Raw genomic sequence first — 24,049 nt, forward strand, 5'->3', positions numbered from 1 at the left:
TATAAATTTGATGAAATTTGAGAGCGCCTAACGGCGCTGTTAGCCGTGAACTAGTTTAATTAAATCAAACTTTATGGCTACAACAACAGCTAAAAACCATAACTCTCCTCGCCCATCCAATGGAGCGGTGATTTTGAATGGCAAAAGCAATGGTGCTGCTAAGTCAAAGAGCCCAGCGACAGCTACCCAATCGCAGGTCAGTCGCCGTTCGACACTCACTGTAGAAGAGCAAGCAGACGCACTTCTAGACCGCGTGCGAACTACCATCCTGAAAAAATTTGGAGTCAAAATTCAACTGCGCGAAAAACGCCTCCAAACTAAGGTGGGTCACGCTACCAAAGAAAAACTTGGTTTGGATATTGCTGCTCAGTTGAAAAAACGCGGCAAAACGATGAACTGGCAGCGTTGGAATAATGAAGTGTTTCCAGCTTTATTCGGTCAACCTGATGCACTGCGCCACGATATTGAAGTCATTGCTCTTGTGATGGCCAAACTGTACGACGTTTTCGAGGTTGACGCGCAAGAAGCAATTAAAGGTCTTGTCAAATTCAATCAAGAATCGCTTGCTAAACGCAATAGCTATAACAAGCAGGATGAATCCGATGATGAAGATGATGATGACTTAGAAGATGAACTTGATGCTGATGAAGATGAGGAAACAGATGAATCCGAAGAAGACTTGGACGAAGACAGCGAAGATGATTTCGATACCGAGGAAGAAGATGAGGAAGATGATGCTGATGAAGATGAGGACGAAGACGAAGATTTAGAATAATCTTTCACCCTCGCTCAAATTTTACAGCTTCCTTCACCGTCGCTCTTGTTGAATATGTAAAACTCTGCTCTACCTAAAAACGGTAGAGTAGAGTTTTTTATTTTATTCATATTATGAGTATTTTAATCAAATTTCAGCTTTCAGGGAAATATTTAAAGTATTAATTACTTTCAACTTAATTAACCTTAAACACACTTATTAATGTTTTATTTGAAAGTTAAGCCCAACAATTAAACTTAAAGAGGCAGCGATTGCTGCTGTGTAGATGAACAAACTTGAATTCAGGAAGATTGAGAAATGAGAGTCACTGAAAAAGTTCAAAAGACTAATGCAACCAATACCGCTAAAGCTCATAATACTCAGATAAAAGCGCTCGACAAGTGCATTAGTTACAACGATAAACTTCGCCTAATGGTACTAGAAGTTTTGAGAGAAGAATCAGGTCGAGAACTGGCAAGCGTTGCTCGCTTTAACGGCGGCCAATTTGATTGGGAGACACATAATGCCCAATTTCGCGCTGACTACAGCGAGACACCTTTAAAGGAATTGATGCGTGCTGGTCGCATCCTATACGGATTGACCGATATGGATGCAATCCGCGATCGCCGCGCCAAGCATCGGGGCATTCGCAATCAACGGCTCGCCCGTCAGAGCAGCGGAGTCGCTTCAAGCTCGCAAAGTGTGCATGAAGAAGTGGATGTTGCTGACGACGACATCGATGATTTGGATTGAGTCGCTTGAGCAACTAAGAATATCAAAAATTGCCTGTTAAGGGCAACTTCCCTACTCCTCATTCTAGGAGTGGGGAAGCTTATTGCCGCCCACCCACCCCTGGATTGAGCTATTTTATTTTGTTAGAGCTATATTCGACCTAGATGCGAATTTTAGGGGGCTAAAAAAGGAGGAAAAAAGAGGAGAAAAGAGCACAGTTATTACTCATTACACCTCGTAATTCCTACTTTTAGCCTCGCAGTGAGTATAAATACTTATCATTTTTTGTAAAGAATTGTTGCTTTTGACGCGATTTTTTGTATTTTAGACCCTTCTAAATCCTCCTCAATCCTCGTAGTTAGTGTGGTAGTCGCATAGCAAGCCATGTCAAATAGACGTTATAGGGGGGTAAAAGTGAGCACTCTTTGCAAATTAGGGGTTTTTGCTAGACTGCGATGAGAACTGTTGGAAGTTGAAGTTAGCGCTCGCACACGACAACAGGCAAGGCGAGAAAGTTATGGGGCAGTTTGAACTTTGATAGAACTGTGCGATCGCTCACATGAGTCGATATCGAAGCCAGGAGCAAGCCTGTTAGTGTACAGGGTAGCCTTGGGTACGATGGAGCGAAGCATCGCATGACGCATTCCAGTTAATGCAGTTCTTTACAATAGGTTGAGTCGAGGGGGATGGTTGCCACTGGTAAAAGATATTGTTGGCGAAACATTTCTTAGCATTAAAGCGAATGTCAAAAGGCATCTGTTTGGTCATAAATTAAGTTATTCGATCTATAAACAGGCTCGGGCGATGTTACCTAAACCCACCCTTCTGAGGGGGTTGTCACTCTCTCAGAGGAAACACTAGTGCTAATCGCTCTAACTTCACTTGGCTTTCCGATTGCAGGACCTTGAGCAAGATTCCTAATACCAAAAAATGAGGTATCCGCTCAATAATCCGGGGTAAATCGCTCAACGATGCACCTCAAATGACGCAAAATCGTTCCTGAGTGGGTACTCCGCCCCGAATTATTGAGCGGATACAAAATGAGCCGACGTTAAGTGTTGTTGGAGCTGCGTCTGATAAACTTTAGGTATAATGATTTGTGAATAGGTAACCAATAACTTTTATCGGATCTATCTTTTTTTCCACAAGTGGATCAACCCCTCATCCTGTCTAGCTTCTAACTGGGTTGTCACTGCGCTAGGTAGAGTTATATCCTTTCATCTAAGCTGAGGATTTTGTCAATGGATATCGCAATGCTGACCGCCTTCCTTTCCCCCTTCCTGCCCTTCCTGATGAAGCTGGGCGAGAAGGCAACAGAAACAGCGGCAGGAAAGTTTGGTGAAGATGCTTGGGCAAAAGCAAAAGCAATTTGGTCAAAGCTGCGTCCTAAAATTGAGACGGAAGAAGCTGCAAAAGTCGCGGTCAACAAGGTGGCTGAGAAACCAGAGAGCGAAGTCTGGAAAGCTGCTTTGCAGGAAGAACTGGAGACTCTCCTGAAGAATGATACTGCCTTAGCCGAAGCGATCGCCCATATCCTAAACCAGAACACTGCTGCTCAAGTTGGTGGTACCTCATTTCAGCAAACAGCCACGAATAATCAGGGACAAGTGATTGGCCAGATGCAAAACAGTCAGGCAAAAAATATTGGTACTATAGACATCTCCAAAAACAATTAAAGCCTTTGTGTAACTAGGCTGTATGACGTAAATGCAATCATCCTAAATTAGCGACTCTGTACGCTATAATAAGGCTTTGAGATATTTATTGTTGATAATTAAGCCAAAATATCTAGTTATCTGCGTTGATTTTAACCTGATGATGTAGCAGATATTTCTCATGGTAATATTAGCGCTCTAATTCGCAACCTTACTATTCCACAAATCGTCAAGACTACTTGCTCATATTTTTGGGGATTCAACCTAAATCTTTCTTGGACAACTCGAAATATTTTGAGCGAGCGAATTCGATGTTCAACAAAGATTCTTTTAGCCGAAAATGCTTTGTTTTGTTCTTTTTGTTCAGTTGTTAATTCTCGATTTCTGGTTTTTTTAATCGGAGTTGTAATTAAAGCTTCTCCAACGTAAGCTTTATCTCCCTTAAATCGTTGTTGAGGGTCAAACTGTGAGCGTTCTTCTCGGAATAAAGTTATATCGCTTTTAGGTCCAGGTTTCCCTGCCACAACATCAACGATATCTCTACCATCTGGCATGACAATTATTTGACTTTTAAAGGTATGATTACTCTTCTTGCCTGAAAAATATTTTTCTTGTTCATCCTTATCTCCCGGTCTCTCTCTGACTTGTTCGTAGGTATCTACTATTAATTCATATTCGGTGAGTATTTCTTTGACTATTTCATAGTCAGCAGCGTTTTTTTTTACTTGTTCAAGTAAGCTACATGGTAGCAATTCTCGCAATTGAGGCAACCAATAATTAAACGTATCATTAGCTGTAGACTCGCTTACTCCAAACTGGATGCCCAGAAGTTGAAATGTTGTCATATGCCTCAGATAGACCAATGTTAAAATTATTTGTTCGCCCCGAGATAGTTTGGGTTTTCTACCGCCTCCACCAGCAATAATTCTAACTTTCTTTGATTCGAGTAAAGCTTGTTTTTCATGATGTAATCGTTCCGCGTTTTGGATTAATTGTTGTAACTGCTCATAATCCAGACCAATTAATCGCTGTGTTTCTTTAGGATGCTCTTCAATATGATTTAGTATGTCGCTCATGTTTCTGTGTCAAAAAAGCTTTATGATGTAATCTTACCACGAAGTGTTACTATTTTGGAGATGTCTTATTGGCAGCGTTCAAGGGGATGTTCAACTTTAGTGAAATATTTGGCAATGTTCAGTACCTAAACAGATCAATAATCTACACAGTTGATGACCCAGCAGCCAACTTCTCAGTCACCATACCCAACCAACAAGATTCAGCAGGAAGTCGGGCGAAACCTAGGACAGACTATTGGTCAAATGTATGACAGCCAAGCCTTGTCTGTTCAAGAGGTTCGTGAAGGAGGTGTCTTTGTTGCTGGCAATGTCATATTTCAAAATAGTAGAGCAGGCAGTGTCCAGCCTACACTGTACCGAGCTGAACGGGAGCCTCCCTCTCTTCTGCCCTATCTAGCAAACCGCAGCGAGCAAGAATTTGAACTAGGCAAAGCATTTCAAAAGTTTATGAAGCAAATTCCTCCTCGTCCTTTAGTTTGTGTTATTCATGGTGATGAATTCCAAAGTCATGACAAGTTTTTAGAGCGTTTGCAAAAGCTCTCTCTTCCTAGACTTCTTGGGTTCGACTTTAACCAAACGGTGGTTAAGGAATACCCACTCCATTGGCCTTCCGGGTTAAAAAATGTGGACGAGCTGTCAGAGCGGTTGTGCAAAAACCTAGCAGATAGCGTCTTAGGTCGCAGTTTTGCCTCTTTAGAAGACATTAATGAAATTTTTTGTAAGTATCCTGCTCCGATTATCATTCATACACATTTACTCACAGAAGATTGGCAGCAGCAAGGTTCTAAAATTTTGAATAAAATACTGGAATTTTGGCAGAACTGGCCTGAACTCACTCCAGATCAGAATCTCATTATATGCCTGTCTATTAAATACCAAGTCAAGCGGCGAAGCAACTCTGAAAAACCTGGATTTAGATGGTTACTCAGTTGTTGGACAAGATTTTTCAGGCAACATGGTTGTCGTCGTACCAATAAAAAGATTAATGATCAAATAAAAGCACTTGCTACATCTGACTTAAAACGATTCCCTCATTTATCGCTCATAGTCTTATCAGAGCTGACAAATATTAGCAGGATGCATGTTGAGAACTGGGTACGTGATGAAGCAACGAAACAGTTTGTGGGTGAGGAAATGATTGAAAGATTGATAGATGCAGTTAGAGAAATGTTTGACTCTTGGGAAGAAAAAACATCATCCAGTTCGATTCCGATGGATGATTTAGCCGATAACTTAACCCATCTACTGAAATCACTGACAGTAACTAGGGGGGAATTGGCATGAAGTTACCATTTTACGCAGGTTATGGAACTCGGCAGCAAGGTGAATTGCCGACAGCACTGCCTATCCCTCAGCGTTCTCGACTGCTTAAGCCAGAACACTACATTGCTGATCCAGGACTTAAAGATGCTTGCAATGTAGCTCTGTTGTTGGGGCAGCCTCTGCTACTTACAGGAGAACCGGGAACTGGAAAAACTCAATTTGCCTACAGTTTAGCTTGGGAACTTGGTTTTGACCCACCGCTTAAATTTGAAACCAAGTCCACTAGTAATGCTCGAGAGCTGTTCTACACTTATGATGCTTTAAAACGTTTCCAAGACGCTCAAAGTGGTGTTGTATCAGCCAGTCCCTTAGATTATATTACCTATCAAGCTTTAGGACTGGCAATTTTACAAACCCGCGAGCAAGTTGAAGTTAAGCAATTTCTGCCATTAGATTTTCAATATTTCAGCAAAAAACGTTCTATTATTCTGATCGATGAAATTGATAAAGCACCTCGTGACTTCCCAAATGATCTGCTAAATGAATTAGAACATATGTATTTCCGTATTCCAGAGCTGGGGAATAAAAAAGTTGAAGCTGATCCAGCGCTACTACCCATTCTGATTATCACCAGCAATTCTGAAAAGGATTTGCCAGATGCTTTTCTACGCCGTTGCATTTATTACAATCTCCCTTTCCCGAAATCTGAACGGCTTACAGAAATCATTGCTAATCATCTGGGACTTCATGCTGATAGTAACAATCCTTTCTTGCAAGCTGCCCTCAACTTGTTTTACAAATTACGTGCGCCCCAAACTGGCTTAAGAAAGAAACCTGCAACGGCTGAGTTATTGGGCTGGCTCTTGGTCTTACAAAAGTATACTTGTGATATGGACAATCCTTTAACACAACTAGATGTGGTTCTCTGTACTCTAAGTAGCTTAATTAAAACGACTGAAGATCAAGAAAAAGCTAGAAAAATTGTAGAGCAATGGATGCAAGAACAGACAGCATCAACCAAGGTGGGTTGAGTTCCGAGGTTTTAATAGAATTCATTGACGAGCTGAGAGAAGCTGGGTATAAGATTGGCATTTCTCAGTACATTGCAGCTCAGGATCTTATCTTGGCGTTAACTGCTCAAGGTGAAACGTTGGATAAACCAGAGCGTCTCAAAACCCTGCTGGGACCAATCTTTTGTAGTTCACCGATTGAACAAGAAGATTTTCAGCAACGCTTTGAGCGTTGGATTGATCTCATTGGACGGACTAGTAGGGTAATTGAGAGAGCAGATGTAAAAGCCAAGGTGCTGTCAGAGGAATTGGAAAAGATATGGTGGCGCTCTCGTCAATTGATTCTAATACTTATTGCATTTATCCTGGCAGGAATTTCTCTACCTATTCTTTTAGAGCGATTTCAACAAGAGGATAACATCCAGCCTCCATCCCCTTCTCCCACACCAACACTATCTCCCACACCAACACTATCTCCCACACCAACACTATCTCCCACACCGATACCCTCTCTGACATCAACCCCTTCCCCCACACCAACCAATCCAGACTTGCTACTTGACTGGCAGACAACGCTAACGATTTTCTTACTCGTTCCTTGCGTTGCTTTTCTTACATGGCGGTTGTGGTGGTTGCGGCGTGCTCACCTGTTTCTACAGCGTTATGGTACTACACGGCAGCCTGAGTTACAGAAGATTTCCATCAATAGCTTTGAGCAAAACTTGTTTCCTTCAACTCTATTTATAAATACTGCTCGAAATCTAAGACAGCGAATCCGTATTCCATCTAATGAGCTTGATGTGGATAAAACCATTGACGCATCTCTTCGCCAAGGAGGATGGCTAACCCCAGTATATGGTTCCCACCAAATTATTCCCGAATATCTTTTTCTTATTGACCGCGCCAGCTATCGCGACCATCAGTTCAAGTTTATTGAAGAAATCCTTGCTCGTCTTAGGTACAATGGAGTATTTATTACGAGCTATTACTTTGATGGCGATCCACGAATATGCTTTCCAAGTGATAGTTTAAGTTCTCCACAAAAACTCCAAGAAATCGCAGCAAAATATTCTCAGCATCGCCTTGTTATTGTCTTAGATACAGAAAAGCTATTTAGCGCTTATATTGGCGAGTTAGAACCTTGGGTCAGTCAAATAGCAAGCTGGGATAAACGGGCTATTCTGACCCCTAAGCCTGTGGAGAATTGGGGGTATCAGGAGTTAGAACTCGCACAGCAATTTATTGTTTTACCTGCAACACCTAAAGGGGTACAGGTGTTGAGCCAAGTCCTACATCAGGGAGCTGCAACCTATATTCTCTCTGAAGGAGCCCAAATTCCTCTACCAGAACCATTGCGTGTTCGACCTTATCACTGGATTGATCGCAATCCACCCATATCTGAGCAAATTGATGCACTGCTCATCTCACTACAAGAGTATCTCGGTAAGGACAACTTTTACTGGCTTTGTGCTTGTGCTGTCTTTCCAGAGTTACACTGGAACATCACAATCTATCTGGGTAATGTTCTCAGGACAGAGGAAGGGCATTCTCTTTTAGAGGTATGTTCACTAACCAATTTAGCTCGTTTACCCTGGTTTCGCTATAGTTATATGCCAGATTGGTTACGTACTCGCCTGATTTCATCCCTCACGTCCGATCAAGAGCGAACAATTCGCACCGTATTCCAAGACTTACTAGTCACGGCAGTTCAGGGATCTGTAGGCAGATTGCAATTAGAGGTTGCAAGGCAGCATCACAATTTTCTTCCTAAACTTGCTAATCCAATGCTTCACCTTTTATCTAGGAGATCTTCTGAAGGTAGTCCATTACGAGACTATATGTTTTTAAGCTTTATGACTGGGCAGCCTAAACTCGCTATTGAGGTGCCAGAAACTTTCAATCGCTTACTACAAAGACAGAAAAGATTTTATTGGTTGATTGGAATTGGAGCATGTGTTACTTTTGCTATTACTCTATTCTTCGGAAAATACAGTATTCTGCCATCGTTTAATCAAGAAGGGAACGGCTCATCAGGAACAAAACCGGAACCAACCATAAATGAACCAGTTGCAAAAGGTCAAGGAAACCTGCTACGAACAATTAGAGTAACTTCAGGTCAATGGCAGGTAGTCCGTTCTGTTACCGTAAGTCCTGACGGGAAGATTATTGCCAGCGGTAATGATAAAGGAGAGGTTCAGCTTTGGGATTTAAGTACAGGTAATTTGCTCTATACCTTGTCTGGGCAATCGGGTCAGCTTCAGTCAGTGATCTTTAGTCCCGATCAAAAGATTATTGCTAGCGCCAGTGTTAATGGCAGCGTTAGACTTTGGAGTTTATCGGGGAAACTAATCGCTCAATTTAATAGCTCAGAGGGAGTCTACTCACTAACCTTTAGTCCTAGTGGTCAGATGATTGTCAGTGGTCATTCTGGTGGCATAATTAAGCTTTGGAATCTAGACGGGAAATTAGTCCGTTCTATCAAGGCACATTCTGGTACCGTTGTTTCTCTTGCTATCAGCACCGATGGCAAATTTCTTGCTAGTAGAAGTTTTGTTTCTATTAGTTCTGATACTGACAAAGACATAAAATTATGGGATTTGAGTACGGGTAAATTGATTCGTAGCTTTACGGCTGGAGAAGTAGGTGGCGTTAATTCTATTGCTATTAGTCCTGATGGAAGAATCCTTGCAGGTTATTCTGAGCTAAATGGAGAAGCAGTCAGACTCTGGCGTTTAGATACAGGAGAAGTTATTGGAACTCTTAACGTAGGGATTAATAGACCCCATGCCGTGGCTTTCAGTCCTGATGGAAAAACCTTAGCGGTTGGAGGCTTCGCTGATCAAATTCAAATTTGGGATCTATTGACACAAAACAAGGTTCGTACCTTCAGCTCAGGTGTTTCAGGTTATCACACCTATTCTCTCATTTTCACTAATGAGGGTAAAACTATTGTTAGTGCTGGTAGTAATGGGAGTGGAGGAGTCATTATGGTTTGGGAAGTAAACTGAAACAGTTGGTCAATTTGTTGTAAATCGCGAAATTGAGCTTGTAATGCGATGTTATTGTAGGGTTTCTTTGGGAAAGGTGAGCTGTTCTTAGGTTTTGAACTCAAAGGCGATCGCACCGTCCACTTCAGAAATTCGGCTGTTAATTTCTCGACCAGGATAAATATATCGCTAAACATTGTTATTGCTACCAGTGTTCTTTGCATTTTGTGCAAGCTTCCTATCTGGTATAAGTTTGAGTTTTGATGCGGTATTAGCTGGAGTTTATCAGCTTTTACATACTCCGAAGTATTATATCCCTCTTCTGTCACTCTAGGTAAAAAATAATTTGGGATGCTTATAGCATAAGACTTTTACTAAAAATCTTGATTTCAGCCATTCTGTTAGAAAATAAACGCTCAAATGTTAGCTCTATCTACGGTTGAAATTTTTGGTCTTATTTTTGTTTTCCCAGAGTGACAGAAGAGGGATATAGCCTTTCTCAAAAAGGTGAGGTACGAATTTTGCCCTGGAAAGCTTGACAATACAGGGTTTCTGTATACCTCATTTATCTGAGAACCGCTATAGCACTGGCAATCAAATTTAGCCACAAATTTAAAAATTGTAAGTGATTTAGGCTTTAAGTATCCGCAAGATTACCTTTAGCTCTTAATCAGAGCATAGTAGTGGAGTACCAGTGGCAGCTCACTCGTACTGGCATATGCTCAAAAGCTGGATAAGGGAGAGATAATCTCTGACACTTGTGAATCTGATATGTAAATTTATTTACATAGGGCGACCGCAAGCTACACACGTTTTAACGACAGGCGCGTAGTTTCCTCTTGCAATATCATCTCTTCTATACTCTTGAAACTCTGCTGTATTATTTCTGACTAATTCTCGGATTAGTTCTTTGAACTCGTCCTCTGTAAGTTGTCCTTCTAATTGTCTTGCCAGTTGGGGAATAGAGCTATAAATGATATAAGCCATCTCTGTACCTATATTTCTGTCAAGTAGTAAATTAATTATGGCGTTCTTGGAAGATTCTGACCACAAAACTCACAAACGCCCTTAATTTTACCTTGTTTTGCTTTCTTTAAGAATCTTTTTGCTTTGTCTGAGTTAAAAACTTCAGAACCGGGTATCCACATTTGATAACAAGAGCCACACTTGGCGCTGCAAGACTGCATCGTATTCTGTGTCGCCATTAAGTTCATCCAGGGACTTGCGTAAACTTGGTCACGCCGTATCTCATGTCCCAAAGAGTTCACGCGCTGTATGAGAATTCTCAGCTTAGCAGCAGCATCTTTAGCCTCCTGCTGTTTGTTGTTGTTCTGTGCATTAGTGAAAATTTCGATAGCTTCTTTCATCTCTGAAACGAGTTCTGAAAGTTTTGGTGGAACGTCGATACTTACGCGAAGCTGATTGTCCCAGTTGTAGGAAAGACCAAAAAGCACCCATAACCAGCTAGCTAAGGAACATAGCCCTGAAAACACGACAAGAAAATTTCTGAGGAGTTCATTGTTCCAGACAGTTGTAGCGATCAAAAGCCCAGGAGCTACTCCCAAGCTGACAAAATCCCTCAATCTTTTCCATTTGGTAATTTGAGAAGCTCTAAGGTTATAAGCTAGGGCTTTATGGTTAGCATCTTGAAGAGTAACCCATGCCTCGCTAATGACTGAATCAAATCCAGATGGAAAACTACTCGCCATTTACCACTCACTTAAACGCATTAATGTACTGAGCAAATCTATTCATAGTTTAATACTCATATCTTTTGTTTGCATTTTTGTTCTCCTAAAAAATTTTCAGGCTGGTTTCATCAAGTGTAGCGTCTGGTCAAAAGCTAGGATTAGGGTTTTCTGGTTAGCACCATGTATTACAACGATAGTGTAGAACATAAAATGGAGTTGAAGTTAGCGTAGTCCCGTAATGGAGGAAAGTTTTTATGTCAATGCAGCCTCAAAGTATTCCTCCAGTTCCCCCAGATAGTGAAGCTGTAGCGCGTGCAGCTTTTCCCAAGGGCAACATCTATCTTCTATTGGGCGATCATGGGTTAAAAGTGAGAAAAGTACAGCAGGAACTTGGCTTAGAAGAAATTCCGCAACGCACTGATATGGTTCCAATTCACTACCAACACCTTGAAAATGAAGAAAATGAGGCTGCCATTGCACAAGGTCTACTTATAGTTGTAGACTTTGAGTCAGAAGAGGAGGCTGAATCGTTTGTCAACTACGCCACTGTTCTGGATGAAGGTGAGTCTGCAACCGATGCGATCGCTGTTCACCGAGGATGGCGATCGCAACCGACGATAAGAAAGCAATCTCGTTTATTAAACGGGAGGCATCGCACCTTCAGATTTTATCAACATCAGAGATAATCAAGCATTGGTCAGAGGAAGTAGGTATTGATTCGTCAGCACTACGTGAAGCGCTAAATGCAATTCGGCTCAAGGGGCGGTAGTTACCGCCTAAAAACCATCCTCTCCGAAGTTGGTGGGAAACTGCTTTAGAGTTAGGAGTATTTGGTAAGACAGAACGATATAAGAATTGAGCTGCCTGTGAGTTTACCAGAACCTCTTGACTTAACCAATGGTTATACAATAAGCTATTATAACTACCAATGGTTAACAAAATTTTGTGTCCAAATATCATCTCTCAGCAGAAGAAATTAGGCGCATCCGTCGCGCTCTGGGCAAAACCCAAACACAGTTTGCCGAACGCCTGTGTGTAGATGCGGTGACGGTAGCGAGATGGGAAACCGACCAACGAAAGTGTACCGGTCTTTACGCAAAAACGATAGCAGAACTAGACTTAGGCAATTTGACATCAATCAAAAAGGATTCAAAAATGGAAGAAGAACAAGAAATCAGAACTGTAGGGTTGCATCAAGCTTTTAGCTTCACAGCTTCCCTGACCTTTCTCCTTCAATTCCTTTATAAGGAAGTACCTGTATCGCACCGTAACCAAATTATAACAACTTACCAAGAATGGTTTGAGGGAGAAGCTTATTCAAGTGATTTTTTCAAAGGGGTCTGCAATCAAAAGTTAATTCATGCAATAGGATACTTTTGTCGGCTCATCACCTCAGGCCCTATGCACCCGAATAAAACTAATGGCTACGGTCGCCAAAAATTAGGAAACTCTCATGCCAACATCTTAGCAATTGCTAAACAGTTAGCCCCTGGTTGCCAATTTGCACAAGATAGTAGTATCGAGCCTGACCTCGAACCGCGACAGCGGTATGTCTCAATCCAATTTGTTTTGGATGACTTGCTGGCTGAACCTACTTTGAAAAGTGGAGATATAGTACTCCTAAAGTTTTACCGTACTCTACTCAATTTCGCCAAGGAAGAAATGACAATGAAAAAACGCCTCCCTATTCCAGCAACATTATCTTTTGCCTTTGCTAAAGTTCTTGAAATAGCACTTACAGGACCAATCACAATTGCTGTTCCCAATTTTGACGCGCATTCTGAGATAGAAGACCTTGATCACGCAATGAGAGGTTGGTTAGTAAACAGATAAGTAAAAATGATGATATCTCAAAAAAAGTAACTCTCGTCAGTTAGATAAGGGTATATTTAGTTAAATTTTTGAACCCTGTTCCTGAAAGATTATATTTCCAGCGATTCAGCGCCCTAAACCATTTGCACTATCTGGTTCCGCTAGCTCATAATCCCTACTTCTAGCCTCTATCCGATCTAGTTCCTCTGCCACCACTGCCCAAAAATCAATATCTTTAGGAGAAATCCCCTGAGCTAAAACCAAATTTTCTCCACGAACCTTGATTAACTCCCCTCGCGCAAAAACAGTCAGAGAAGACACCGAAACCCCCTCCGACTCTTCCACGATCAGATCGTACAAATCTCCTACCCGAACGCGAGTGTACTCATCAGTTTCTTCCACGCGATCAGGAGTACGATCGAGGAAATACTCAAAAGCTCTTTGAGCCGTTGGCAGAATAGACTCAGCCATTTTTACCTGCTGAATATCCATTGTGACTGCTGGCGGTACTGAATCAGCATTCAAATCGCCCGCTGGCGGGTTCGCAATTATCGGCTCTAACCAATTAGAAAATATACCCAAATCTTCAGAGTTTTCTTTAACAATTGCACCCAAAACCTCTGCATCGCCATAAGATAAAGCGCTCTGCACTTCACCCTCTAAAGTAATCCGCAGAACGATGTGGCTGTCTCGATCGGAAATCACCCTGATTGTTTCACCGTCCTCTAAAAATGCTGTCCAATCTTCTATAACTTTGCGTTTCCCTAGCTTAAAGTGTTGACAGCCATCTAATAAAGTGCTAGATAGCAAATTCTCTAGCTCTAAGCGCTCTTCTTCTGGCAGCTTTACTATCTCTTTTTTAAACTGTTCTTGTACTTCCTCTTTAAAACTTGCGCTACCATCCTCCGAGATCCCCAACGAGCGATCGCCCGTTTCATTTTTGCCTCGTCCTGCTAATATTTCAAGCGGGTTTAGTTCAAAAATCACTTGTTCTTCACTTTCATTCTGGTCTTTCAAAATAGCCGAATTGCTAGAAGCAAGAGGTATGGTTAGTTCGCTGGAATTATAGCGATCGCTCTTTAAATCTTGCTCCTGTATTTCAGCTAAAGCCCCCGCTTCTGTCGATCGCGAATCAGCTTCATCCCCCTCTCCTTCACTAACCAACGTCCCAACTTGATTGTCACCATCTGCTTGCGACAGCCAAACCAGCAAATTTTGTTTGGGTTGCCTATCTTGCCTCTGTGAAGAAGATAAGCCTTTAAGCTCAAGAACCCGGCGTTCCCAATCTTTGTTTAATTCGATGAAATTGGCGGCATTAGTTTTTACCAGACTGATTTGAGCATAGGCATATTTCTCCCCAGCCAAGGACAGGGCAAAATCAATAGCAGCGAGGCAACCGTGATAGAAATCTTGAGTCTCGCCGATGCAGACACAATCTTTTATATCTGGTTCGCAATCGGTTTCTCTTCCAATTTGTCTAAGTTGAGAAATGGATTTAACAGGCAACCTAGAAATGGATAGATTACAGTCACCTTCTACTGAACTCGAACTTATAGGTTGTTGAGATGAGTCATCTTCATTAATAAAAGTTGCTATTTTAGCTTCTAAAAGGCTAAGTGTTTGTACCCCGCCTTCTTCATCTATTAATTTAACTGCACCATCCAATCCCGCTAGCAATCCCTGATAAAAATCTTGGGTTTCTCCAGCTATTGCTCGGTCAGTTGCTATTTTCTCAAAAAAAGCCAGCCCTATTTGTTTTAGCCTCAAAATATACTCAGGGGAAAATCTCTGTATGGTGTGTAAAAACATAAGTGTTCCGCCATCTAAAAGCGCGTCGATCTTTTAGCAATCAACCTATCATGCGCTGTTGTCGTTCTCAGTACACCTTCAGTTGTAACTAACTTTAGTTCTCAAGGCACAGAACATTAAACCGGTACTTGTTGTATCAAAAAGTAGTCGAACAAATGCCTATTGCTGTGGCTAGCTGGAATTAGAACAAACAACAACCACTCGGACGATAGTTTTTGCATCTGAATCGCGTTTGAATAGTCCGCCAGAGTAATTTTGCCAATGACTTTTGAGGCGGGAAATTAGGAAGGACGGCGGATTTAGTTTACAGCCTTTAGCTTTTAGCTTAAATCAGTAACTTTTACTGTCAACAGGAGAACGGCGTTCCCATGCAGTTTGACCATCAACACAGCTCTCGACAGCCTGTACCGGCCGATCCGCTGCGGCACAGCAGGAGGCACATACTAGCATCCGTCCTATTGCTACTGGACAGCGATCGCGCCCTTGCCGATTGGTCTCTTCCCCAACTACCTCACGTATCAGGATTTACCTACAAAGGAAATCGCTTTCTCGTAGCTACGCTCAAAGAGGTTGAGCAGATAGTTTGGGGATGGATCGAGAATAATTTATGGGCAGTAAGCAATACTGAGGAAGATATTGACTTGCTACTCCAGCACTTGCAAATTTCCCCATCTCTAATTGAAGCACTCAATGGACAAGCTACTCTCAATTACCTTCGGACTGTTCATCCTAGAAAATTCTGCCAGCTTCTGTCTCCGGCCATAGCCAATCCCACCCAGTTCGTGCAAGCTCTGTTTGAGAACCGCAGCAGACCGGGACTGGTTAAACGCGCCATTTGTGAGTCAGCCCAGTTCTCGCCTCTGGCTTGGACAGAAGTGGAACGGGCGGGATATCTCATTTACTGCATTGTTAATCAACCAGAGGTACTTCCTGGCTCAATCAAACTAACAATCAACTATCCTTACCCTTACAAGCCAATGAAGCAGCGAGCTTAGGAGTTTACAGAACGAGCGAAAAATTAGGTTCTCAAGTAGATAACTCTCGCCCCCTGAAGGCTTCGACCGTGAGTTCAGTCAAACTGCTCTCACCGTCGAAGTCTCAGCCGAATGGGGTGGGTTTGCGGCGCGGTTAAATTCTATGACTCTTGCTAATTGTCAAACCAGGGGAAAAATAAAAAAATCCCGAATGCGCCTTTAAAAATATCACCTTAACATGAGACTATAACTATAAGTTTTTCTACAAAACGGTCAGGGAATAGGGTTTATGCAAAAAGTGCAGATATCCCCAGACTTCAACAAAAATGCAAATATGCTTACAGTTTTAACCGCCACTTCCTCTTGTACGCAGGATGGAACTATGGCGGCACGCTACAGGAGCAAAAGTTATGACCAAGATCATCTCGCTATTCAACCAAGCCGGCGGTGTCGGGAAAACCACAATTACGCTCAATCTCGGCTACCAATTATCTAAGCGGGGACGCAAAGTTCTACTCATCGATATCGATCCTCAAGGCTCTCTGACGCTGTTCATGGGGGTTGACTCTCAGAATTTGGATAAAACTGTGTTTGATGCCATTGTCAATGAGGAGCCTATGCCCATCCACACGGGCATTCACGGTATGGATCTGGCTCCTACCAACATCAACCTCAGCGCGGCTGAAATTCAACTGGTTAACATGGATTTTCGGGAAGTTCGCCTCAAAGATGCGATCGCCCCCATTCAAGACAACTACGACTTCATCCTCATAGATTGCCCTCCCAGTTTAGGGTTGCTCAGCTACATCAGCCTGATTGCCGCTACTCACGTTTTAGTCCCCGTTGAAACTCACTACAAAGCCTTTGAAGGCACCAACCTGTTGTTACAAACAGTAGCGAGAATCAAGAAGAAGGGAAACCGTTCTTTGCAAGTAGCTGGTTTTGTTCCCTCGCGCTACGCGGCTGCCAACTCTCAGGACAAGCGGACTCTCAAAGCCATAAACGAGCAGTTTGCGACTGTTGCCCCCGTTTACACTCCCATTCCTCGCATAACTGCTTTCGCTGATGCTTCGGAGAAACAAGTTCCGCTTGCTGTTTACGAACCTAAAAATCCCGTTGTCAAAATATTAGACCAGTTAGCAGCCAAAATGGAGAAACTCAATGTCAAGTAAGAATGACCAACCCTATAAAGGCAAGGCAAATTTGAGCGTTTTATTTGGAGATGATGAAGTGGTAGAACCAACAGAAAGACTTCTATCGATTGAATCGATCCAGATTGCCTCCTCTCAACCCCGGCGATATTTCGACTCCCAAGCAATGCAGGCTTTGGTTGAGTCAGTAAAAACTGACGGAATTCTCCAACCTTTATTAGTTCGTCCTTTGGGAGAGGAAAAATACGAGCTAGTAGCAGGGGAAAGGCGGTATAGAGCTGCTAGAGAAGTGGGATTGACAGAAGTCCCTGTTATTGTTCGGGACTTGACCCAACAGCAAGCTCTGCGCGTCGCATTAGTTGAGAACCTCCAGCGGGAAGACCTCAACCCAGTCGAAGAAACGGAGGGTATCTTGCAACTGCTCTCCCATCACCTCGAATACGAGCTAGAAGAGGTGGTGCGGCTGCTATACCGGATGCAAAATGATGTACAGAGGATGAATGATAACGTTATCATTCATCATGAAATGCAATTAGTCGTCAAGGTTTTTAGCGAATTGGGGCGGATGTCGTGGGAGTCTTTCGTCAGCAACAGACTGGGACTGCTGAAGCTGCCGACAGACATCCAAGAAGCCCTGCGCCGGGGTCAGATCGAGTACACCAAGGCGCGAGCGATCGCCAAAGTTAAAGACGAGCCAGCCAGAAAGTTGCTTCTGGAATCTGCGATCGCGGAAGGTCTATCTTTAACTCAGATTAAAGAACGGATCGCAGATTTAAAGACAGAGACTTCAGCAGAAAAACCCGAAGAAAATCTGAAAAGCCAAATTAAGGGAGCTTTAACAAAAGCGAACAAGTCAAAAGTTTGGAGCGATCCAAAGAAGCAGAAGCGCCTCCAAAAAATTCTCACAGAGCTAGAATCTCTCTTAGTAGATTAGGAAAAATTTACCTATGCCGCATTCTAGCTAATCGCTACAACCCGAGTTGAGAGCAAAAGTTCAGCCCAAAAAACTGATAATTCCATTCAAAGGCAGAAGCGCTTGACACTTATTCTGAATTAAAGCTCCGCATTCTAGCTTCTGCCTTTAATCAGAAATTAGCTTGGCAGCAGTGAAGGAAAAATCAGCTTTTAGGTAGAGCTAGCTCAAGCTTACCTGTTGATAGATTAACACTTAGAACAGAACCAGAAAAATACCAACTCAAACCAAGTTTTGCGAAGGTTGATAAATATGGTACAAACTAACACTCTCTCAAACCGCAGCCAACTTTCACTGCCGGCAAACTCTCAAACCCTGTCCGGCTATTTTTTGACCAATTTTCAAAAGTCGCTCAACGCTTTTGCTCGCGCCTGGAATAAGTATCAGCCAAACGATTCACTCTCGAACGACAGAAAACAAGACTTATATTGGCTGGAATCAACACTGCAAGAGTACAAGATTTCCATCCACCCTTCAACCCGCAGCCAAGAGTTTTGGAAAGGTTACACGGATGGAAAAGAAAGCAGAAGAACCCTTTCTGACTCCGACTCGCCAAGAGTCGCACAAACCTTACTCAAAGCGAGCGCGAATCCCAAAACCACTCAAATCTACGAGTTGGGGATTCAAGTAGGATGGCGGTACGTTCGCCTCAAAGACTACTTGGTGCGAATCAGAAAGCAGCGAAAATTGGAAGAATCCAAGCAGGTTCAAGATTATCAACAATTTTTAAGTTTTCTTCGTCAAAAGGCTGACTTAGAAGATATGGACTCATTCGTAAGTTTTGGATGGAGAGGTGAAAGGAAGTTAGGGTAATGAGAGATAAACCCAGTAAAATCCTGGCAGTTGACGATGCAGCAGACAACTTATTGATCGTGCAGGCAATTCTCTCGGAAGAAGGCTACTGCGTCAGCACGAGTTCCAACGGACTTGATGCTTTAGCTAAGGTTGAGAAGTCACCGCCAGATTTACTCCTGTTGGATGTAATGATGCCAGAAGTAGACGGTTACGAAGTTACTTACAGAATTCGCTCAAATCCTCAACTTCCTTTTATCCCCATCCTGTTAATTGCGGCTGACAACTCAATGCCCATAGCAGATGGACTCGACTTGGGGGCTGATGATTTCGTTTGCAAGCCTATTCAAGTAAATGAGTTACTGGCTCGCGTCCGCAGCCTCCTCCGGCTCAAACACAGCATAGATGCGATGCTGGAAATGACAAAGGCACGAGAGGATTTTGTGGCTCGTCTTACCCACGACTTGCGGATTCCCCTAGTTGCCGCTGATAGAATGCTGACCCTGCTCAAACGAGGGAAATTCGGTGAACTGCCCATTCAAGCGGTAGAGGCGATCGCCACCATCGGCAGCAGCAACAAAAATTTGCTTTCGTTGGTCAATACTTTACTGGAGGTTCACCGATTTGAATCTGGTTGCAAGACTCTCGCGATCACCCCCTTTGACCTCAAAAAACTGGTCAAAGAAGTTGTCAAGGAACTGGACGCTGTGGCTATCGATAAAGGACTTGTCCTAACTTTCGACGAGCCTGACCCACAACCGTTGCGGATTGAGGGCGATCGCCTCGAACTCCGCCGAGTCATCACCAACTTAGTCGGAAATGCCATTAAATTCACGGATTTTGGTTGTGTGAAAGTCGTTGTCCGTCCAGATGCCAAGTCGGTAAGCATTAGCGTAGCAGACACCGGCCCCGGCATCAGAACCTCAGAACAAGCCACGTTGTTTGAAAGATTCCGCACCGGAAACCATGCTAGAGCAGGTTGCGGCCTGGGACTGCATTTGTCAAGCCGGATTGTAGAAGCCCATTCTGGCAGCATTGACGTGACATCAACGGTGGGCCAAGGCAGCACATTTACTGTACGGCTCCCCATCTCACTCTAAAAGTTTTGTTTGGATACAAAAGAGCGCATACGTTCTACCTTGGACACACTGGTGTCGCTGAAGTACAATTGTCCCTTTTTTAAACAAACCATGAATAAAATTACTGTTGCCTTAATTGAAGACCATCACCTGACAAGGGCGGGAATCAAAGCAGCTTTAGAAGACTGCGAAGAACTCGAATTTATCGGAGAAGCAGCTAACGGCCTGCAAGGGATAACTTTACTGGAGAAAACCCGGCCTGATGTAGCGATCGTTGATATCGGACTACCGGGGTTGGTAGACGGAATTGAACTGACCAAAAGGTTCAAAGAATACATACAAACTCCAAAAACCCCCAGCGTGGATAACCAACCGAAAGTGTTGATTTTGACTATGCAGGATAACGAAGAATCGGTGCTGGCAGCTTTTGCAGCGGGAGCCGACTCTTACTGCATGAAAGATGTCAGTTTTGAAAAGTTAGTGGAAGCCGTTGTTGAGACAAACGCTGGCGAAAACTGGATCGATTCTTCAATTGCCAGAATCGTTTTGGCTCGCATGAATAATCCTTTCAAGGAATCTGTTAATTCAGCAACTATTTCCACTGTGTCAATCAATGGAGTCGAGCCAGAATACAGTCAGTTGTTAATGGCGAACCCTTTAACAGAACGAGAAAAAGAGGTTATAGAGTTGATTGTCGAAGGTTGCAGCAATGAGGAAATCTGCAAGCAGCTATACATTTCTCTCGGTACTGTGAAAACTCATGTGCGTAACATCCTTAATAAGCTGTCTTGCGACGATCGCACTCAAGCGGCTGTCAGAGCCCTTCGCGCGGGTTTAGTTGACTAAATCCGCTTCAAGAGCAACCGCTTGGTGGATAATACAACAGAGACGTTCCAGCAATCTAAGCTATTTAGGCGAGGGTCGCGATTAGAGGAGATGCAGTGCCAGTTAATGCCGACAAACCACACTTGTGGAAACCCGATATTGCCCTGTCGGTAGACTTCTATAACAATTGGTTCATGCAGTTCGCTCCAAAAGCCTACCGCGACACTCGCATTGCTACAACTCAACAAGTTGAATCCGCCTTAGCAGAGACAGCCAATCTGACCAACATCACGTCCGCATTACTGCAACAGCATCCAGAGGTTTTGCCCATTTTACGCATGGCGGCAGCGCCGCCAATTGCGCGAGATCGCCTGATCGGTTTAGCAGGAGTATCGCCAAACCTGGTCAAAAATATGGAAGAGAAACAGCGAATTCCGCCCCGGGCAGACATTGCAACTCTGGATGCTGAACTCACAAAAATTAGTCAAATTATTGCACGGCTGCTCGACAAAGATATTTTTCCTTGGCTAGAAAGCGGACAGCAGCCAACTGATAGTGAAGTTCAAAAAGCAGCAACAATTGTAGCAGATCGCCTTTGCGGTGCTATTTCTGACCCTATCGTCCGCAACGCTCAAGAACGAAGGCAGCTTGCTATGATTAGGCAATGGCTGGAACAGCGCGGTTATTCCTACGTTAGAGGAGGAGCCGGATTAAGCTTTGAGACAATGCAACCGGGGACTTTCTCGTTTCGGCTCAATATCCCGGTACTTTTACAGTCCGGCAGCAAACAAATTAATATCCCTATTGACGTTGCGCTCGTGCCAATTGATTCTAGCCCTGGTGAATTCCCGTTATTGATTGAAGCGAAATCCGCCGGTGATTATACCAATCCCAATAAGCGACGCAAGGAAGAAGCTATTAAAATGACTCAATTGAGGAGTAACTACGGCAATAACGTGCGTTTTATTTTGTTTCTTTGCGGTTACTTTGACAGTGGCTATTTGGGTTACGAAGCGGCCGAAGGAATTGACTGGGTTTGGGAACATCGGATTGATGATTTAGCGTTATTTGAAATATGAATGTAACTGCAACAATTGAATTGACACGAATGTTGCGGCAATCGCAACTGGATGGAGCTAGAACTCAAGCTCAGCGAAATAAGCTAGGTCAGTTTGCTACGCCTCCAACACTGGCAGCAGATATTATCAAATATGCTTCAATGCTGTTGCCGTCAGATATTAAGATTCGTTTTCTCGACCCGGCTTTTGGTACAGGTTCTTTTTACTCGGCATTATTGCAGCAATTTGGGCGATCGCAAATTGTTAAAGCAGTCGGCTATGAAATTGACCCCCATTACGGAAACGAAGCGATTAAGCTTTGGAGTGACACTTCGTTACATCTGAATATCGCTGACTTTACGCAAGCGACACCACCTAACTCTGACGAGGAAAAAGCTAACTTAGTCATTTGCAATCCTCCCTATGTCCGACACCATCATTTGAATCGACTTGAAAAGCTGCGGCTGCAACAGCTAGCACAGCAAACAGCGGGAGTTAAACTCAGTCAGTTGGCTAGTCTTTACTGCCATTTTTTGTGCATTGCGGATGCGAGTATGGCTGTTGGCGGCTTAGCGGGGTGGCTGATTCCCAGTGGATTTATGGATGTGAATTACGGACAGCAAATTAAGGATTACTTGCTAAATCGCGTTACCCTACTGCGAATTCACTGTTTCGATGCTGCTGACGTGCAGTTTGAAGATGCACTCTGTACGTCAGCAGTGGTTTGGTTTAAGAAAGCTTTGCCACCTGCTAATCATGCTGTTGAGTTTACCTATGGAGGGAGTTTGACAGCATCTAAAATGTCGCTGATCGTGTCGGTGGAGTCGCTACGCAGTGCAGCTAAGTGGACTAAATTTGGACTGATGTCTGGTAGTGTGAATTCTCAAGAACAGCCGTTGAAACTTAAGGACTTATTTACTATTAAACGGGGGCTGGCGACGGGAGCGAACGATTTTTTTGTGTTGACACCAGAGCAAGTTTCTGCTTACAAATTGCCCTTTGAATTTCTCAAGCCAGTTTTGCCCAGTCCCCGACTGTTATCATTGGATGAAATTGAAGCAAATGACTTGGGAAATCCGATTCTCGATCGTCGATTATTCTTACTATCGTGCGATTTGCCCCCTTTGGAGGTGAAAGCTAAGTATCCGTCGCTTTGGGAATATTTGCAGATGGGAGTAAAACAGGGAATTTGTGATCGCTACCTGTGTAACCATCGTACTCCCTGGTATTCGCAGGAAAAGCGTCCTCCTTCCCCGTTCCTCTGTAGTTATATGGGTCGTCAGGATACTGGTAGAGGTAGACCTTTTCGATTTATCTTGAACCATTCAATGGCTACGGCTACCAATGTATATTTGATGTTGTATCCTAAACCTGCCCTTGCCAAAGCACTTTCAGGTAAGCCAGAATTGCTCAAAGAGGTTTGGCAGGCGCTCAATCGCATTTCTGATGAAGCGCTGATGGGTGAGGGTCGCGTGTATGGGGGTGGATTGCATAAGTTGGAACCGAAGGAATTGGGCAATGCTCTAGCTGAAAGGATTCTTGAGGTTTTACCCAAACGAAGCGTACCTGAGCTATAAGTAAGAACTGAGCACGATCGCTATCTGATGTTTCATGTCGGATGGTGTGGAGAAAAACGAGTGTTTGGATGTGTTATTAACATTGAAATGAGGATAATTGAGTTATCAAATTGAATACACTGACGCTGCTATTGACAATCTAAAATTTCTAACAACTCGGCAACAACGAACTGTATTAGATACTGTAGACGAACAACTAAAATATGAACCCCTAGTTGAGACAAGAAATCGCAAATCGATGGAACCTAACAGTTTAGCAACCTGGGAATTGCGGATTGGAAATTTACGGGTGTACTACGATGTAGAAGAAAATACAGTTTCTGTAGTCTATATTCAAGCAGTTGGAGTCAAGAACCGCAACCGAGTTCGGATCGGTCAGGAGGAAATTGAACTATGAAATCAGTAGAACTTGCACAAGCAACTGAATCGCTGGGTAAATATATTCAAGTTTTGGGAAAAGAGCCGTTGCTTGTTACCATCAAGGGAAATCCTGTAGCTGTCCTAACACCAATCGCCGACTTAGACAATTTACCCTTAGCAACAAATCCAGATTCGCTAATATTAATCAAAAAATCTTTGCAGCGACAACCGTCAGATTGTGCAGCATCATTAACCGATTATGTCCGTAGTTTGGGAAGAGAACCTACGATCGCAGCATTTGAAGGTAAACCTGTAGCTCTTTTGGTAGCTATAGCTGATATTGAAAGGGTTTCTTTAAGTAGCAATCCTCAGTTTTTAGAGATTATCGATCGCTCGAAACAACAGCAAAAAGCAGGTAAAGTTGTGAGTAGTGAGGAGGTGCGAAAGAAGTTAGGGTTAGGGTGAATAGGG

The 24,049-nt window shown here is 43.2% G+C and carries 21 protein-coding genes and 1 pseudogene; 19 read left to right on the forward strand and 3 right to left on the reverse strand.

Annotated features, from left to right (window positions below; genetic code table 11):
- Positions 1-73 precede the first annotated feature (73 nt).
- The 3 genes from QUA43_RS12830 to QUA43_RS12840 all read left to right on the forward strand — a co-directional run bounded on the left by QUA43_RS12830 (position 74) and on the right by QUA43_RS12840 (position 3,162).
- Positions 74-775, forward strand: coding sequence for a hypothetical protein (locus tag QUA43_RS12830; RefSeq protein WP_333374340.1), 702 nt, complete (start codon positions 74-76; stop codon positions 773-775).
- A 297-nt stretch (positions 776-1,072) separates the two neighbouring features.
- Complete coding sequence (locus QUA43_RS12835) at positions 1,073-1,507, forward strand: aminoacyl-histidine dipeptidase (RefSeq protein WP_333208600.1); 435 nt, start codon at positions 1,073-1,075, stop codon at positions 1,505-1,507.
- A gap of 1,220 nt (positions 1,508-2,727) precedes the next feature.
- On the forward strand, positions 2,728-3,162 hold the full coding sequence (locus tag QUA43_RS12840; RefSeq protein ID WP_333374341.1) for a hypothetical protein: 435 nt from the start codon (positions 2,728-2,730) through the stop codon (positions 3,160-3,162).
- A gap of 158 nt (positions 3,163-3,320) precedes the next feature.
- Here QUA43_RS12840 and QUA43_RS12845 read toward each other — a convergent pair whose 3' ends face one another.
- Positions 3,321-4,217: a transposase family protein gene (locus QUA43_RS12845; protein ID WP_333374344.1), complete on the reverse strand. Its 897-nt coding sequence runs from the start codon at positions 4,215-4,217 to the stop codon at positions 3,321-3,323.
- 153 nt (positions 4,218-4,370) lie between these two features.
- Here QUA43_RS12845 and QUA43_RS12850 point away from each other — a divergent pair, with 153 nt between their 5' ends.
- Genes QUA43_RS12850 through QUA43_RS12860 form a run of 3 tightly spaced genes read left to right on the forward strand, consistent with a single transcriptional unit; the run spans position 4,371 to position 9,498 of the window.
- Positions 4,371-5,501 carry a hypothetical protein gene (locus tag QUA43_RS12850; protein ID WP_333374345.1) on the forward strand — a complete coding sequence of 377 codons (1,131 nt, stop codon included), beginning with the start codon at positions 4,371-4,373 and terminating at the stop codon, positions 5,499-5,501.
- Positions 5,498-6,511 (forward strand): MoxR family ATPase, encoded by a 1,014-nt coding sequence (locus QUA43_RS12855; protein WP_333374346.1) that lies wholly within the window; start codon positions 5,498-5,500, stop codon positions 6,509-6,511. The genes QUA43_RS12850 and QUA43_RS12855 overlap by 4 nt, the downstream gene beginning before the upstream one ends.
- Entirely contained in the window at positions 6,472-9,498 is a 3,027-nt protein-coding gene (locus QUA43_RS12860) for a WD40 repeat domain-containing protein (RefSeq protein WP_333374348.1), read from the forward strand. The genes QUA43_RS12855 and QUA43_RS12860 overlap by 40 nt, the downstream gene beginning before the upstream one ends.
- Positions 9,499-10,499: 1,001 nt before the next feature.
- On the opposite strand, the gene QUA43_RS12865 is transcribed toward QUA43_RS12860, so the two are convergent.
- Entirely contained in the window at positions 10,500-11,186 is a 687-nt protein-coding gene (locus QUA43_RS12865; RefSeq protein WP_333374350.1) for a hypothetical protein, read from the reverse strand.
- Positions 11,187-11,422: 236 nt separating this feature from the next.
- Between QUA43_RS12865 and QUA43_RS12870 the strand changes: the two genes are divergently transcribed.
- Both QUA43_RS12870 and QUA43_RS12875 read left to right on the forward strand, forming a co-directional pair.
- Positions 11,423-11,854: a hypothetical protein gene (locus QUA43_RS12870; RefSeq protein ID WP_333374352.1), complete on the forward strand. Its 432-nt coding sequence runs from the start codon at positions 11,423-11,425 to the stop codon at positions 11,852-11,854.
- A gap of 259 nt (positions 11,855-12,113) precedes the next feature.
- The gene (locus QUA43_RS12875; protein ID WP_333374353.1) at positions 12,114-13,001 is read left to right on the forward strand and encodes a helix-turn-helix domain-containing protein; all 888 of its coding nucleotides are present in this window, start codon (positions 12,114-12,116) and stop codon (positions 12,999-13,001) included.
- Positions 13,002-13,106: 105 nt separating this feature from the next.
- Here the strand turns inward: QUA43_RS12875 and QUA43_RS12880 are convergent, their stop codons facing one another.
- Positions 13,107-14,789, reverse strand: coding sequence for a hypothetical protein (locus QUA43_RS12880; protein WP_333374355.1), 1,683 nt, complete (start codon positions 14,787-14,789; stop codon positions 13,107-13,109).
- Positions 14,790-15,157: 368 nt separating this feature from the next.
- On the opposite strand from QUA43_RS12880, the gene QUA43_RS12885 reads away from it, so the two are divergent.
- The 11 genes and pseudogenes from QUA43_RS12885 (at position 15,158) to QUA43_RS12935 (ending at position 24,043) form a co-directional block, all read left to right on the forward strand.
- A complete protein-coding gene (locus tag QUA43_RS12885) occupies positions 15,158-15,784 on the forward strand; it encodes a hypothetical protein (RefSeq protein ID WP_333374356.1) in 627 nt (208 codons plus the stop codon).
- Between the two features lie 389 nt (positions 15,785-16,173).
- Positions 16,174-16,935, forward strand: coding sequence for a ParA family protein (locus QUA43_RS12890; RefSeq protein ID WP_333374358.1), 762 nt, complete (start codon positions 16,174-16,176; stop codon positions 16,933-16,935).
- On the forward strand, positions 16,925-17,848 hold the full coding sequence (locus QUA43_RS12895; RefSeq protein WP_333374360.1) for a ParB/RepB/Spo0J family partition protein: 924 nt from the start codon (positions 16,925-16,927) through the stop codon (positions 17,846-17,848). Before QUA43_RS12890 ends, QUA43_RS12895 begins: the two co-directional genes overlap by 11 nt.
- A gap of 291 nt (positions 17,849-18,139) precedes the next feature.
- The gene (locus QUA43_RS12900; protein ID WP_333374361.1) at positions 18,140-18,700 is read left to right on the forward strand and encodes a hypothetical protein; all 561 of its coding nucleotides are present in this window, start codon (positions 18,140-18,142) and stop codon (positions 18,698-18,700) included.
- Entirely contained in the window at positions 18,700-19,779 is a 1,080-nt protein-coding gene (locus QUA43_RS12905; protein ID WP_333374363.1) for a hybrid sensor histidine kinase/response regulator, read from the forward strand. Before QUA43_RS12900 ends, QUA43_RS12905 begins: the two co-directional genes overlap by 1 nt.
- A gap of 90 nt (positions 19,780-19,869) precedes the next feature.
- Positions 19,870-20,604, forward strand: a complete 735-nt coding sequence (locus tag QUA43_RS12910; protein WP_333374365.1) for a response regulator transcription factor — start codon at positions 19,870-19,872, stop codon at positions 20,602-20,604.
- Positions 20,605-20,699: 95 nt separating this feature from the next.
- The gene (locus QUA43_RS12915) at positions 20,700-21,662 is read left to right on the forward strand and encodes a XamI family restriction endonuclease (RefSeq protein ID WP_333374367.1); all 963 of its coding nucleotides are present in this window, start codon (positions 20,700-20,702) and stop codon (positions 21,660-21,662) included.
- A complete protein-coding gene (locus QUA43_RS12920; RefSeq protein WP_333374369.1) occupies positions 21,659-23,218 on the forward strand; it encodes an Eco57I restriction-modification methylase domain-containing protein in 1,560 nt (519 codons plus the stop codon). The genes QUA43_RS12915 and QUA43_RS12920 overlap by 4 nt, the downstream gene beginning before the upstream one ends.
- 18 nt (positions 23,219-23,236) lie before the next feature.
- A pseudogene (locus tag QUA43_RS12925) lies at positions 23,237-23,332 on the forward strand (hypothetical protein); the annotation flags it as partial.
- Positions 23,316-23,615 carry a type II toxin-antitoxin system RelE/ParE family toxin gene (locus tag QUA43_RS12930; protein ID WP_333374370.1) on the forward strand — a complete coding sequence of 100 codons (300 nt, stop codon included), beginning with the start codon at positions 23,316-23,318 and terminating at the stop codon, positions 23,613-23,615. The pseudogene QUA43_RS12925 and the gene QUA43_RS12930, both read left to right, overlap by 17 nt.
- Entirely contained in the window at positions 23,612-24,043 is a 432-nt protein-coding gene (locus QUA43_RS12935) for a type II toxin-antitoxin system prevent-host-death family antitoxin (RefSeq protein WP_333374371.1), read from the forward strand. The genes QUA43_RS12930 and QUA43_RS12935 overlap by 4 nt, the downstream gene beginning before the upstream one ends.
- The last annotated feature ends 6 nt before the right edge of the window (positions 24,044-24,049 follow it).

Source organism: Microcoleus sp. N9_B4 (assembly GCF_036701635.1).
GTDB lineage: Bacteria > Cyanobacteriota > Cyanobacteriia > Cyanobacteriales > Microcoleaceae > Microcoleus.

Bases quoted from the DNA above. Each gene is read 5' to 3' on its own strand.
- QUA43_RS12920 (WP_333374369.1), top strand. From the start codon at position 21,659: ATGAATGTAACTGCAACAATTGAATTGACACGAATGTTGCGGCAATCG.
- QUA43_RS12865 (WP_333374350.1), bottom strand. From the start codon at position 11,186: ATGGCGAGTAGTTTTCCATCTGGATTTGATTCAGTCATTAGCGAGGCA.
- QUA43_RS12855 (WP_333374346.1), top strand. From the start codon at position 5,498: ATGAAGTTACCATTTTACGCAGGTTATGGAACTCGGCAGCAAGGTGAA.
- QUA43_RS12910 (WP_333374365.1), top strand. From the start codon at position 19,870: ATGAATAAAATTACTGTTGCCTTAATTGAAGACCATCACCTGACAAGG.
- QUA43_RS12845 (WP_333374344.1), bottom strand. From the start codon at position 4,217: ATGAGCGACATACTAAATCATATTGAAGAGCATCCTAAAGAAACACAG.
- QUA43_RS12890 (WP_333374358.1), top strand. From the start codon at position 16,174: ATGACCAAGATCATCTCGCTATTCAACCAAGCCGGCGGTGTCGGGAAA.
- QUA43_RS12830 (WP_333374340.1), top strand. From the start codon at position 74: ATGGCTACAACAACAGCTAAAAACCATAACTCTCCTCGCCCATCCAAT.
- QUA43_RS12870 (WP_333374352.1), top strand. From the start codon at position 11,423: ATGTCAATGCAGCCTCAAAGTATTCCTCCAGTTCCCCCAGATAGTGAA.
- QUA43_RS12860 (WP_333374348.1), top strand. From the start codon at position 6,472: ATGGATGCAAGAACAGACAGCATCAACCAAGGTGGGTTGAGTTCCGAG.
- QUA43_RS12885 (WP_333374356.1), top strand. From the start codon at position 15,158: ATGCAGTTTGACCATCAACACAGCTCTCGACAGCCTGTACCGGCCGAT.
- QUA43_RS12840 (WP_333374341.1), top strand. From the start codon at position 2,728: ATGGATATCGCAATGCTGACCGCCTTCCTTTCCCCCTTCCTGCCCTTC.
- QUA43_RS12900 (WP_333374361.1), top strand. From the start codon at position 18,140: ATGGTACAAACTAACACTCTCTCAAACCGCAGCCAACTTTCACTGCCG.
- QUA43_RS12935 (WP_333374371.1), top strand. From the start codon at position 23,612: ATGAAATCAGTAGAACTTGCACAAGCAACTGAATCGCTGGGTAAATAT.
- QUA43_RS12905 (WP_333374363.1), top strand. From the start codon at position 18,700: ATGAGAGATAAACCCAGTAAAATCCTGGCAGTTGACGATGCAGCAGAC.
- QUA43_RS12835 (WP_333208600.1), top strand. From the start codon at position 1,073: ATGAGAGTCACTGAAAAAGTTCAAAAGACTAATGCAACCAATACCGCT.
- QUA43_RS12880 (WP_333374355.1), bottom strand. From the start codon at position 14,789: ATGTTTTTACACACCATACAGAGATTTTCCCCTGAGTATATTTTGAGG.
- QUA43_RS12850 (WP_333374345.1), top strand. From the start codon at position 4,371: ATGACCCAGCAGCCAACTTCTCAGTCACCATACCCAACCAACAAGATT.
- QUA43_RS12895 (WP_333374360.1), top strand. From the start codon at position 16,925: ATGTCAAGTAAGAATGACCAACCCTATAAAGGCAAGGCAAATTTGAGC.